Below are 12,175 nucleotides of genomic sequence, written 5' to 3'. Positions count from 1 at the left end.
GACAGGGGGTGGGCGTGGGGTCGAGGGCGGGCGTACGGTCGGCGTCCGGGTTCACCCACCCACCGTCCGCTCACGACGGTGCCGGCTCAGCCGGTCGTCCACAGGGAACGCTCGACCAGCACCTCTCCGGCCCCTGTGGTCGTCCCGGCACCCGCTGATCGCGCGGGTCCCCCCTCGCCGAGATAGGGCCCTCGCCTCGAGATAGGACCGTCCTGGGCCCTATCTCGGGCGGGCGGTCCTATCTCGGCGAGCGGACGGGACCGGTCAGCGAGGGGGTCAGGGGCGGACGAGGGGGTGGAGGTCCGCGGAGCGGGCGACCGCGTCCCGCTCGCCCGTCAGGGTCAGCCAGTTCGCCAGCAGGCGGTGGCCGCCCTCCGTGAGGACGCTCTCCGGGTGGAACTGGACGCCGTGCAGCGGCAGCGTCCGGTGCTGCAGACCCATGATGATCCCGTTCGCCCGGGCGGTGACCTCGAGCTCGTCCGGGACCGTGCCGTCGACGACGGCCAGCGAGTGGTACCGGGTCGCGGTGAACGGCGTCGGCAGGCCCTCGAAGACGCCGTGCCCGTCGTGCGACACCAGGCTCGTCTTGCCGTGCATGAGCTCCGGGGCGTGGGTCACCGTGCCGCCGAACACCTCGCCGAGCGCCTGGTGCCCGAGGCAGACCCCCAGCATCGGGGTGCCCGCCTCGGCGCAGTCGCGGATGACCTGCATCGACGCCCCGGCCTCGGACGGCGTCCCGGGACCGGGCGAGATCAGCACGCCGTCGAACTCCCCGCGTCCCGAGACCGGCGGGACGGCGTCGTTGCGCACGACGACGGTCTCGGCGCCGAGCTGGTCCAGGTACCCGACGATCGTGTAGACGAACGAGTCGTAGTTGTCGACGACCAGGATGCGGCTCATCGTCAGCCCTCCCCCACAGTGGTGTCGTTGAACGGCATGTACGGGGCGAGCCAGGGGAACACCCACGCGAAGCAGGCGGCCAGGACGGCCACCGCGAGGACCAGCAGGACCAGGACGCGCACCAGGGCCGGTCCGGGCAGGTGCCGCCACAGCCACCCGTACATCAGGAGACCTCCGCGAGCTCGGCGGGCACGCCCTCGGAGACGGGGGCCCAGTAGTCCAGGACACCGTGCACGATGTACCGCTCGCGCGCGGAGAACATCGGGTGGCAGGTGGTCAGGGTGATGAACCGCTCGGTCGGCTCGGCGCCCGGCTGGTCGGGCACCGGGGCGATGACCTGCACGTCGTCCGGCATGACGATCTGCGAGGACGTGACGCGGTAGACGTACCAGGTGTCCTCGGTCCAGACGACGATCGGGTCGCCCTCCTGGAGCTCCGCGATCCGGTTGAACGGCTTGCCGTACGTGGTGCGGTGCGCGGCCAGCGAGAAGTTGCCGACGCCGCCGGGCATCGCGGTGCCCTCGTAGTGCCCGACGCCGAGCGGGTTGAGCACGTTCGGCCGGTCGGTGCCCTGGGTGATGGTCCGCGTCGGCTCGCCGTCCCAGCGGGGCACCCGCATGGAGGCGAACGTCGTCAGGTACTCCGGCTCCTCGAGCACGGGCGGCTCGTCGTAGCGCGGGGTCACGACGGCAGGCCCGTCGGCGGCCTCGAGGGGCGCGAGCGGCTCGTCCCACCCCTGCTCCTGGACGAGCTGGGCCTGCTCCCGGTTGGACTCGACGTCGGTCCACCACAGCTGCCAGGCGAGGAACGCGAGCAGCAGCACGCCCGCGGTGATCAGCAGCTCACCGAGCACGCCGACGGCGCCGAGGACGACGCCGCCCCCGCGGGTGGCCCGCCGGTCGCGCGACCCGCGCGCGCGGTGCTCGGCCCGACGACCGCCGCCGGGGCGCCCGGGCTCGTCGTCGCGCCCGCCCACCCCGGGCGGGGCGACCTCCGTCCCGCTCATCCCTCGGTGCCCTCCTGACGCGTGCCGGTGCTGGTCGCGGTGCCCTCCTCGGCGACGAGCCCCGGGAGGACCTCCGTGCCGGAGGGCACGCTGGCGTACCGCATGTCGACCGCGCCATCGTAGGCGGGCACCTGCACGCCCTGGTCCGGGCGGGTCACCTCGTACCCGAGCCCGACGGCGTCGACCCAGGACCGGTACGCGCGCACGGCGGGGTCGGTGGCCAGCGCGTCCAGCAGGTCCTCCGGGTCGCCGACGGCGGTGACGACGTAGGGCGGGGAGTACCGGCGGCCCTGGAGGGACAGCACGTTGCCGATGCACTGGAAGGCGCTGGTCGAGATGACGCGCTGGTCCATCAGGGCCATCGCCTCCGCTCCCCCGGCCCACAGCGCGTTGATGACCGCCTGCAGGTCCTGCTGGTGCACGACCAGGTCGTCCGGGCCGGTTCCCGCCGGGCGGGGGCCGTCGGCCGGCGCGTCGTCCAGGCTGACCGTGATGCCGGTGCCGGTCACGGCGACCTTGCCCGAGGCGATGTCGAAGGCCTCCCCGGCGGACTGCCACTCGAGCCCCACGGAGTCGGTCTGCTGCTGGGTCAGGGCGTCGACCTCGGACCGCAGCGCCGCGACCTGGTCCGCCAGTCGTTCCCGGCGCGCGTCCTCGTTGGACTGGAGGCCGGCGAGGTCCTGCGGCTGCCGGGCGTCCGTCCCGCGGGCGAGCCGCGCGTTCGCGGTGAACAGGGCCCCGGCCAGCGCCATGACCAGGCCGATCGAGAGCGTCCCGCGCAGCGCGCGGCCGCGGCGGTGCCGCTGGATGCGGTGCTGCGCGTGCTCCCGCGCGGCCCGGAGGCGCGCCGACGGCTCGGCGGGTCCGGACGGCTCCGGGGCCGGCGCGGGCACGCCCGGGACAGCCGGCGCGTCGGCCGCGTCCGGTGCCGCGTGGGCCCCGTGGGCCCGACGCTCAGGGTGCTGCTCGGGCACGCTCATCCCCCTCGGTCTTCCCCCACTACGCTAGGCCACGTCCACGCGGGTCCGTGCGCGCGTCCGCTGCGCGGCGCGGGCGAGATCCGCCGAGCCAGACGGTCGACGTCAGGAGCATCCCGTGCCCAAGTCCAGGACGCGGCAGAAGTCGCACTACACCGCGCCCACCGAGCGCCCCTCCGGCCCCACGGTCAACCCGCCGTGGTTCGTCCCGGTGCTCGGCGGCCTGCTCGTCGCGGGCCTGCTGTGGATCGTCGTCACCTACCTGACGAACTTCGGCTACCCGATCCCCGGCATCGGCTCGTGGAACCTCGCCATCGGCTTCGCCTTCGCGCTGGCCGGGCTCGGGATGGCCACGCGCTGGAAGTGACCGCGGTGCCGGGGCCGGGACGACACCGCCGTCGCCCGGACCGGCGCCGGGTCGCGTCGGCGCCCCGGCTCCCGGAGCCGGGCGCGACCGTCGTCCCCAGGCGGGGCCGGGTTGTCCCCAGCGTGTCCCCCGATGATCCTGCGGCGGATCGGCTCGATCCGGGCCGGTGTCCCCAGCGGTGCACAACCCTGTGGATAACTACACGGGTGTAATTCCACACCTGTGAGCAACGCTGGGGATCGGCCTCAGACCCCCGCGTACATCACCAGGGCGGCCCCCACGAGCAGCACGGCGACCGCGGCGCACGACCCGACGGCGACCAGCGTGCGCCGGTCCCGCGGGGCGTAGGCGAACGCCGCACCGAGCGCGGCGCCGACGATCAGGCCGCCCAGGTGCGCCTGCCAGGCGACGCCCGGGAGCACGAAGCCCAGGACGGCGTTGATCACCAGCACGCCGACGATGCCGCCGGCCGACCGGCCCACCCGGCGCAGCACCACCAGCACCGCCCCGAACAGCCCGAACACCGCGCCGGAGGCGCCCACCAGCACGGTGAACCAGGACGCCGAGTACGGCGTCGCCAGGAGCAGGAACATCACGGACCCGCCGATGGCGCTGAGCAGGTAGAGCGCGAGGAACCGCCACCGGCCGAACGAGGCCTCCAGGAACGGTCCGACCGACCAGAGCGCCACCATGTTGAACAGGATGTGGAACAGGCTGCTGGGCGAGTGCAGGAACGCCGACGTGAGGAACCGCCACGGCTCCGTCTCGCCGAGGAACGGCACGAAGGCCAGGTCGATGGTCCAGCGGTCGCTGACCTGCTGGAGCACGTAGCTGACCACGCACAGCCCGATCAGCGTGAGCGTGACGACGGGACGGCCGCCGGCGACCCGGCCGCCGAACGCGGTGCGCGCCGGGCGCTGGGCGCGCTGCCCCTCGCGCACGCAGTCGACGCACTGGATCCCCACCGCAGCCGGGCGCTGGCACTCCGGGCACGTCGGCCGGCCGCACCGCTGGCACCGCACGTAGGCGATGCGGTCGGGGTGCCGCGGGCAGACGGGGGGCGGGGTGGGCGCAGGGCCCGGCTGCGGTTGGGTCATCGAGGCGTCAGGACTCGAACGAGACCGACTCGATCACCACGTCCTCGACCGGGCGGTCGCCCGGGCGGGTGCGCGTGGTCGCGATCGCGTCGACGACCGCGCGGCTCTCGTCGTCCAGGACCTTGCCGAAGATGGTGTGCTTGCCGTTCAGGTGCGGCGTCTCGGTCACGGTGATGAAGAACTGCGAGCCGTTCGTGCCGCCCACCTGGCCCGTGATCGGGTCGCGGCGCAGGCCGGCGTTCGCCATCGCGAGCAGGTACGGCTCGGAGAACCGCAGCTCGGGGTGGATCTCGTCGTCGAAGGTGTAGCCGGGGCCACCGGTGCCACGACCGAGCGGGTCACCGCCCTGGATCATGAAGCCGTCGATGACGCGGTGGAAGATCACGCCGTCGTAGAGCGGGGCGCCGGTGCGGGTCTCGCCCGTCGCCGGGTCGGTCCACTCCTTCTCCCCGGTCGCGAGGCCGCGGAAGTTCTCCACGGTCTTCGGGGCGTGGTTCTCGAACAGCTCGAGGCGGATGTCGCCGCGGTTGGTGTGCAGGGTCGCTCGCATGCCCGTCATCCTGTCACGGTCCGCGGGGCGGTGACCCGGTGAGGATCGCGTGTTCACGCGGGACGAACACACGTCTGCCACCTGCGCGGGAGGCCGGACGGTGGCAGAGTGGGAGGTCACCTGACCAGCCCGAGCAGGAGAGTGTGGACATGGCGTTCCTGACCCGACGGAGCAAGATCGAAGCCGTCACCGACCACCTGACGTCCGAGCGCCTCAAGGGCCAGGCCGCCGCGGCCCTCGCCGACGCGGGCAGCAAGGCCGCCGACGGCGCCGGCAAGCTCGCCGCGACCGCGAAGATCCAGGCCGGTGAGGCGGCCGTCCTGGCCAAGGGCGCGGCGGAGCAGGCGGTCGAGTGGACCCAGCCGCGCGTCGAGGCGGCGGTCGAGTGGCTCATCCCGCGGATCGACCACCTCTACAAGGAGAGCGTCAAGGCCGCGGCCCCACGGGTCGAGAAGGCCGCCGAGAAGGCGAGCCCGGTGATCGACACCGCGCACGACAAGCTCGTCGACGACCTGCTGCCCAAGCTCGTCCAGGCGGTGAACGACGCCGCCGAGCGCGCCGGCGCGGCCGTCGAGCACGTCGCGGACAAGGAGGCGGGCAAGAAGAAGGCGCGCGCCGCCGCCGCTGCGGCCGCCGCCGCTGCCGCCGCCAAGAAGGCCGACAAGAAGCAGCACAAGGGTGCCAAGCGCTTCTTCCTGGTCGCGGCCGTCCTCGGTGCCGGGGCCGCGGTGTTCGCGTGGACCCGCTCGCGGACGACCACGGACCCGTGGGCCGAGCCGTGGGAGCCCGAGGCTCCCGCCGGCGACCAGATCCGCGCCCGCGCGGGCGACGCCGCCGACGCGGTCGGACAGGCGGCCGGCGAGGCCGTGGCCCGGGGCCGCGAGGCGACCCACAAGGCCGCCGAGCGCGTCGCGGAGGTCCGCGAGGCCGCCGAGGAGCGCGTCGCCGAGGCGACCGAGAAGGTCACCGAGGCGGCCAAGAAGGCGAGCCCGCGCCGCGCGGCCCCGAAGAAGCCGGACACGCCGGCCGAGGGCGGCGCGACCGAGGGCACCGAGGGCAGCACCCCGACCGCCTGACCCGCACCCGCACGACGACGACGGCCCGGCTCCCCGCGAGGGGGCCGGGCCGTCGTCCGTCGCGAGGCGGTGCGTGGCCGGGGGGTGCGGCTGCCCGTCCTCGCCCGAGATCGGTGCTTCGCGCCGAGATCGGCCGTCGTGGGTGCCGATCTCGGGCGGGACCGCCGATCCCGGCGGGATCACGCCGCGCTCAGCGGTGCTGTGGTGGAGCCAAGGGGACTCGAACCCCTAACCCCCTGCTTGCAAAGCAGGTGCGCTACCAATTGCGCCATGGCCCCGCGTGGACGTCCGCCCCGGGGGCGGCGGCCAGGTCCCGCCGCGCTGCCGGCGGCGGACGGGTGCGGGCGGGTCCTACTCGACGGAGTCGGTGACCTCGGCCCACAGGTCGCGGTCGTCGCGCTCGGCGGCGTACCGCGTCCAGAGGACGTAACCCGCGGCGGCGACCGCCACGAGGAGCAGCAGCTTCTTCACGGAGTCCTCCAGCGGGTCTTCGGGAGTGGGCCTAAGAGGACTTGAACCTCTGACCTCTTCCTTATCAGGGAAGCGCTCTAACCGTCTGAGCTATAGGCCCTCCGCACACCAGGCGCGCTGGCGTGCCGGACGAGACTACCCCAGCCGGGGCGTCCCGCCCAAACCAGGGGTCACTCGTCCGTCATCGTCACGTGCACGCCGCCGACCAGGGCGGCGGTGATGTTGTACAGGAACGCGCCGATCGTGGCGAGCGCCGTGATGAGGAAGATGTCCACGACCGCGACCAGCGTGGCGATCGACAGCACCCGGTCGAACTCGACGTACTGCATGAGGTCGATGGTCGAGTCCGCGAGGATCTCGGTCACCAGGTCGTTGATCGTGGCGAACACGTGCAGCGAGTCGAGCGTGATCCACACGACGGCGGTCGCGACGACGATCATGATGCCGATCGCGACGGACATGAGGAACGACAGCTTCATGACCGACCACGGGTCGACGCGCGAGATCGCGAGCCGCACCCGGCGCGGGCCGGAACCCGTGAGCGTGGACGTCCCGGACGGCCGCGCGGCGGTGGCGGTCGACGTCCCCGCGCCGGCGGCACCGGACGCGGCGGCACCCGCTGCAGCGGCGCCCGCCGTGGGGGCCGGCCTGGCCGACGCACCGGTCGCGGACCCGCCCGTGGCCGGCCGGACCGGCTCCTGGGTGGTCGTCGGCGCCGTGGACGCGGACGTCCGCCCCGTCCCGCCGGCGGAGGCCGGGGTGGCCTTGGTCGCCGGGCTCGAGGCGGCCGGCGCCTTGGTGGCGGGCGCGGGCCCGCGCTCGGCCTGCTCGGTGGCGGTGCGGCCGCCGGCGGGCTTGTCGCCGGCGTCACCCTTGCGGGGCGGGATCGACGGAGGCGTGTCGGTCACGCGTCCTCCTCGGAGGTGTCGTCAGCCACCGGGGCGTCCGGAGCTGTGGTGGCGCTGGTGTCCTCGAGGGCCGCGGACGTGGTCACGTCCGGCTCGCCCGTCTCACCCACGGTACCCGCCTCGTCACCGAGGTGGCGCTCGATGTTCCGCGCGACGGCGATGATCCGGTCCCCGTTGTCGGGCTTGGCGAAGATGACGCCCTGCGTGGTGCGGCCCGTGGCGTTCACCTCGGACGTGGCGGAGCGGACGATCTTGCCGCGCTCCATGATGACCAGCACCTCGTCGTCCGCGTCCGTGACCAGCGCGCCGACCAGGTCGCCGTTGGCCTCGGGGAGGTTCGCGACCTTGATGCCGAGGCCGCCACGCCCCTGGACGCGGTAGTTCTCGACGGTGAGCGCGGTGCGCTTCGCGATGCCGCCCTGGGTCACCGTGAACAGGAACGCCTCCTCGCGGACGACGTCCATGGCGAGCAGCTCGTCGTCGGCGCGGAACTTCATGCCGGTGACGCCGGAGGTCGCGCGGCCCATGGGGCGCAGCGCCTCGTCGGTGGCCGTGAACCGCAGCGACTGGCCCTTGCGGGACACCAGGATCAGGTCGTTCACGGAGTCGACGATGCGCGCCGACACCAGCTCGTCCGGCTGGCCGTCCTCGTCCTCGCGCAGGTTGATCGCGATGACGCCGCCGGACCGGTTGGAGTCGTACTCCGACAGGCGGGTCTTCTTGACCAGGCCGCGCTTGGTGGCGAGCACCAGGAACTCGGCCTGGTCGTAGTCCCGCAGGTCCAGGACCTGGGCGATCTTCTCCCCGGGCTGGAACGCCAGCAGGTTCGCGACGTGCTGACCCTTGGCGTCACGGCCGCCCTCGGGCAGCTCGTAGGCCTTGGCGCGGTAGACGCGGCCGAGGTTGGTGAAGAACAGCAGCCAGTGGTGCGTGGTCGTCACGAAGAAGTGGTCGACGATGTCGTCCTCGCGCAGCTGCGCCCCGCGCACGCCCTTGCCGCCGCGGCGCTGGGCGCGGTAGTTGTCCGACCGGGTGCGCTTGGCGTAGCCGCCGCGGGTGATGGTGACGACCATCTCCTCCTCGGCGATGAGGTCCTCGACGGACACCTCGCCGTCGAACGGCAGGATCGTGGTGCGCCGCTCGTCGCCGTACTTGTCGACGATCTCGTCCAGCTCCTCGCGGACGATCGTGCGCTGCCGCTCCGGCGACTCGAGGATCGCGCGGTAGCCGAGGATCTCCTGCTCGAGCTTGGCGTACTCGTCGAGGATCCGCTGGCGCTCGAGGGCGGCCAGGCGCCGCAGCTGCAGGGTGAGGATCGCGTTCGCCTGGATCTCGTCGATGTCCAGGAGGGCCATCAGGCCGGAGCGCGCCTCGTCGGCGTCGGGGGAGCGGCGGATGAGCGCGATGACCTCGTCCAGCGCGTCCAGCGCCTTGAGGTAGCCGCGGTAGATGTGGATCTGCTCCTCGGCCTTGCGCAGCCGGAAGTTCGTCCGCCGGACGATGACGTCGAGCTGGTGGGTCGTCCAGTGCCGGATGAACGCGTCGAGGCTGAGCGTGCGCGGCACGCCGTCGACCAGCGCGAGCATGTTGGCGCCGAACGTGTCCTGCAGCTGGGTGTGCTTGTACAGGTTGTTCAGCACGACCTTGGCGACGGCGTCGCGCTTGAGCACGATCACCAGGCGCTGGCCGGTGCGGCCCGAGGTCTCGTCGCGGATGTCCGCGATGCCCTGGACACGGTTCTCACGGACCAGGTCGGCGATCTTCTTGGCCAGGGTGTCCGGGTTGACCTGGTACGGCAGCTCGGTGACGACGAGGCAGATCCGGCCCTGGATCTCCTCGACCTCGACGACGGCGCGCATCGTGATCGAGCCGCGGCCGGTGCGGTACGCCTCCTCGATGCCCCGGTGGCCGAGGATCGTGGCGCCGGTGGGGAAGTCGGGGCCCTTGACGCGCGTCAGCAGCGCGGCGAGCAGCTCCTCCTTGGAGGCCTCCGGGTTGTCCAGGTGCCAGCGGACGCCCTCGGCGACCTCGCGCAGGTTGTGCGGCGGGATGTTGGTCGCCATGCCGACCGCGATGCCGGCCGAGCCGTTGACCAGCAGGTTCGGGAACCGCGAGGGCAGGATCGACGGCTCCTGGGTGCGGCCGTCGTAGTTGTCCTGGAAGTCGACGGTGTCCTCGTCGATGTCCCGGACCATCTCCATGGCCAGCGGCGCCATCTTGCACTCGGTGTACCGCGGGGCGGCCGCCGGGTCGTCGCCGGGGGAGCCGAAGTTGCCCTGGCCGGCGACCAGCGGGTACCGCAGCGACCAGTCCTGCACCAGGCGGACCAGGGCGTCGTAGATCGCCGTGTCGCCGTGCGGGTGGTACTTGCCCATGACGTCGCCGACGACGCGCGAGCACTTGGAGAACTGCCGGTCCGGCCGGTAGCCGCCGTCGTACATGGCGTACAGGACGCGGCGGTGCACCGGCTTCAGGCCGTCGCGGACGTCCGGGAGCGCGCGGCCCACGATGACGGCCATCGCGTAGTCCAGGTAGGACCGCTGCATCTCGAGCTGCAGGTCCACCTGGTCGATGCGGCCGTGCTCGATGTTGTCGCCGGTCAGCTCAGTCACAGGTCAGGGTCCTTCGGTGGGACGGACCCGGCGCGCGGCGTGCGCCGGGGTCGTGCGGGAGGTCGGGCGCGGTCAGATGTCCAGGAACCGCACGTCGCGCGCGTTGCGCTGGATGAACGAGCGGCGCGACTCGACGTCCTCGCCCATGAGCACCGAGAAGATCTCGTCCGCGGCGGCGGCCTCGTCGAGCGTGACCTGCAGCAGCGTGCGGTGCTCCGGCGCCATGGTGGTCTCCCACAGCTCCGAGTAGTCCATCTCGCCCAGACCCTTGTACCGCTGGATGCCGTTCTCCTTGGGGATCCGCTTGCCGTTGGCCTGGCCGTCGGCGAGCACGGCGTCCCGCTCCCGGTCCGAGTACACGTAGTCGTGCGGCGCGTTCGACCACTTGATGCGGAACAGCGGCGGCTGCGCCATGTAGACGTGGCCCTTGAGGATCAGCTCCGGCATGTACCGGTACAGCAGCGTGAGCAGCAGCGTCCGGATGTGCTGGCCGTCGACGTCGGCGTCGGCCATGAGCACGATCTTGTGGTACCGCAGCTTGGAGAGGTCGAAGTCCTCGCCGATGCCGGTGCCGAACGCGGTGATCAGCGCCTGGACCTCGGCGTTGCCGAGGGCGCGGTCGAGGCGCGCCCGCTCGACGTTGAGGATCTTGCCGCGCAGCGGGAGGATCGCCTGCGTCTGGGGGTTGCGGCCGCGCACGGCGGAGCCGCCGGCGGAGTCGCCCTCGACGATGAAGATCTCGCACTCGGCGGGGTTGTTGGACTGGCAGTCCTTGAGCTTGCCCGGCATCGAGTTGGACTCGAGGAGGCCCTTGCGCCGGGTGGCCTCGCGCGCCTTGCGGGCCGCGAGCCGCGCCTGGGACGCCTGGATGGCCTTGCGGATGACGTCCTTGGCCTCGTTCGGGTGCGAGTCGAGCCAGTCGCCGAACTGCTCGTTGACCACGCGCTGCACGAAGGTCTTGGCCTCGGTGTTGCCGAGCTTGGTCTTGGTCTGGCCCTCGAACTGCGGCTCGCCGAGCTTGATCGACACGACGGCGGTCAGGCCCTCGCGGATGTCGTCGCCGGTGAGGTTGTCGTCCTTCTCCTTGAGGATGCCCTTGTCGCGCGCGTACCGGTTGACCAGCGAGGTCATCGCCGCGCGGAAGCCCTCCTCGTGCGTGCCGCCCTCGGTGGTCGAGATGGTGTTCGCGTAGGTGTGCACCGACTCGGAGTAGGCGCTGGTCCACTGCATCGCGACCTCGACCGAGATCTTGCGCTCGGCGTCCTCCGCCTCGAAGTCGATGACCTCGGGGTGCACCAGGTCGACCTTCTTGGCCGAGTTCAGGTGCTTCACGTAGTCGACGAGGCCGCCGTCGTACTTGTAGGTGACGGTGCGGGCCGCGGGGGCGTCCGTGGCCGGGGTGTCGTCACCGGCCACCTCGTCCTCGGTGTCGCCGTGCTGCGGCCGCTCGTCGGTCAGCGAGATCTGCAGGCCCTTGTTGAGGAACGCCATCTGCTGGAACCGGGAGCGCAGCGTCTCGAAGTCGTACTCGACGGTCTCGAAGATGCTGGGGTCGGCCCAGAACGTCTGCGAGGTGCCGGTCTCCTCCGTGGCCTCGCCCCGGCGGAGCTCGCCGTTCGGCTTGCCGCCGTCCGCGAAGTCCTGCTCCCAGGTGTACCCGTCGCGCTTGACGACGGTCTGCACCTTGGTGGACAGCGCGTTCACCACGGAGATGCCGACGCCGTGCAGGCCGCCGGACACCGCGTAGCCGCCGCCGCCGAACTTGCCGCCGGCGTGCAGGATCGTCATGACGACCTCGACCGTGGGCCGGCCCTCGGTCGGGTGGATCGCGACCGGGATGCCGCGGCCGTTGTCGACGACGCGCACGCCGCCGTCGGCCAGCAGCGTCACCTCGATGTGGTCGCAGTAGCCGGCGAGGGCCTCGTCGACCGAGTTGTCGACGACCTCGTACACGAGGTGGTGCAGGCCGCGCTCACCGGTCGAGCCGATGTACATGCCGGGACGCTTGCGGACGGCCTCGAGGCCCTCGAGCACGGTGATCGCGGACGCGTCGTAGGCGGGAGTCCCGTTCACCGTCCCCCCGGGTGCGGCGGAGGAAGGTCCGGTGGAGGGACTCTGGTCAGCCACGGGCGGTGGTGCTCCTCAGTTCTCACACGCGGCGGAGGCGCCCGTCCCCCGGGCGGGAGGGCGGATCACTCCACGACGACGGAG

General features: G+C 72.4%; 12 protein-coding genes and 2 tRNA genes. 2 read left to right on the top strand and 12 right to left on the bottom strand.

The annotated features are described in order from the left end of the window. Positions 1 to 276 precede the first annotated feature (276 nt). From MHY85_RS08430 to MHY85_RS08415, 4 genes are read right to left on the bottom strand one after another with little or no spacing between them, the layout of a single operon-like run. Positions 277 to 900, bottom strand: a complete 624-nt coding sequence (locus tag MHY85_RS08430; RefSeq protein ID WP_239195435.1) for an aminodeoxychorismate/anthranilate synthase component II — start codon at positions 898 to 900, stop codon at positions 277 to 279. A 2-nt stretch (positions 901 to 902) separates the two neighbouring features. Continuing rightward, entirely contained in the window at positions 903 to 1,064 is a 162-nt protein-coding gene (locus MHY85_RS08425) for a hypothetical protein (protein ID WP_239195431.1), read from the bottom strand. Continuing rightward, positions 1,064 to 1,906 (bottom strand): class E sortase, encoded by an 843-nt coding sequence (locus MHY85_RS08420; protein WP_239195430.1) that lies wholly within the window; start codon positions 1,904 to 1,906, stop codon positions 1,064 to 1,066. The genes MHY85_RS08425 and MHY85_RS08420 overlap by 1 nt, the downstream gene beginning before the upstream one ends. Then, positions 1,903 to 2,880 carry a DUF881 domain-containing protein gene (locus MHY85_RS08415; protein WP_239195429.1) on the bottom strand — a complete coding sequence of 326 codons (978 nt, stop codon included), beginning with the start codon at positions 2,878 to 2,880 and terminating at the stop codon, positions 1,903 to 1,905. The genes MHY85_RS08420 and MHY85_RS08415 overlap by 4 nt, the downstream gene beginning before the upstream one ends. 121 nt (positions 2,881 to 3,001) lie before the next feature. Here MHY85_RS08415 and MHY85_RS08410 point away from each other — a divergent pair, with 121 nt between their 5' ends. Beyond that, a complete protein-coding gene (locus tag MHY85_RS08410; RefSeq protein WP_239195428.1) occupies positions 3,002 to 3,250 on the top strand; it encodes a cell division protein CrgA in 249 nt (82 codons plus the stop codon). A gap of 245 nt (positions 3,251 to 3,495) precedes the next feature. Here the strand turns inward: MHY85_RS08410 and MHY85_RS08405 are convergent, their stop codons facing one another. Next, on the bottom strand, positions 3,496 to 4,191 hold the full coding sequence (locus MHY85_RS08405; protein ID WP_308191344.1) for a rhomboid family intramembrane serine protease: 696 nt from the start codon (positions 4,189 to 4,191) through the stop codon (positions 3,496 to 3,498). Positions 4,192 to 4,354: 163 nt separating this feature from the next. Continuing rightward, entirely contained in the window at positions 4,355 to 4,897 is a 543-nt protein-coding gene (locus MHY85_RS08400; protein ID WP_154727686.1) for a peptidylprolyl isomerase, read from the bottom strand. Between the two features lie 149 nt (positions 4,898 to 5,046). Here MHY85_RS08400 and MHY85_RS08395 point away from each other — a divergent pair, with 149 nt between their 5' ends. Continuing rightward, entirely contained in the window at positions 5,047 to 5,973 is a 927-nt protein-coding gene (locus tag MHY85_RS08395; protein WP_239195425.1) for a hypothetical protein, read from the top strand. Between the two features lie 202 nt (positions 5,974 to 6,175). Here MHY85_RS08395 and MHY85_RS08390 read toward each other — a convergent pair. The 6 genes from MHY85_RS08390 to gyrB form a co-directional block, all read right to left on the bottom strand. Further along, a tRNA-Ala gene (locus MHY85_RS08390) sits at positions 6,176 to 6,251 on the bottom strand. Between the two features lie 73 nt (positions 6,252 to 6,324). After that, entirely contained in the window at positions 6,325 to 6,444 is a 120-nt protein-coding gene (locus tag MHY85_RS08385; RefSeq protein WP_218707942.1) for a DLW-39 family protein, read from the bottom strand. Between the two features lie 26 nt (positions 6,445 to 6,470). Next, positions 6,471 to 6,544 (bottom strand) — tRNA-Ile (locus MHY85_RS08380). 70 nt (positions 6,545 to 6,614) lie between these two features. Further along, positions 6,615 to 7,352, bottom strand: a complete 738-nt coding sequence (locus tag MHY85_RS21820) for a DUF3566 domain-containing protein (protein WP_239195423.1) — start codon at positions 7,350 to 7,352, stop codon at positions 6,615 to 6,617. After that, complete coding sequence (gene gyrA / locus MHY85_RS08370) at positions 7,349 to 9,964, bottom strand: DNA gyrase subunit A (protein WP_239195421.1); 2,616 nt, start codon at positions 9,962 to 9,964, stop codon at positions 7,349 to 7,351. The genes MHY85_RS21820 and gyrA overlap by 4 nt, the downstream gene beginning before the upstream one ends. 72 nt (positions 9,965 to 10,036) lie before the next feature. Further along, positions 10,037 to 12,037 carry a DNA topoisomerase (ATP-hydrolyzing) subunit B gene (gene gyrB / locus MHY85_RS08365; protein ID WP_239195441.1) on the bottom strand — a complete coding sequence of 667 codons (2,001 nt, stop codon included), beginning with the start codon at positions 12,035 to 12,037 and terminating at the stop codon, positions 10,037 to 10,039. Between the last annotated feature and the right edge of the window lie 138 nt (positions 12,038 to 12,175).

It is taken from the genome of Cellulomonas sp. ACRRI, from assembly GCF_022346185.1.
In the GTDB taxonomy this organism is placed as follows: domain Bacteria; phylum Actinomycetota; class Actinomycetes; order Actinomycetales; family Cellulomonadaceae; genus Cellulomonas.
This window is presented reverse-complemented; position numbering and strand designations above follow the sequence as displayed.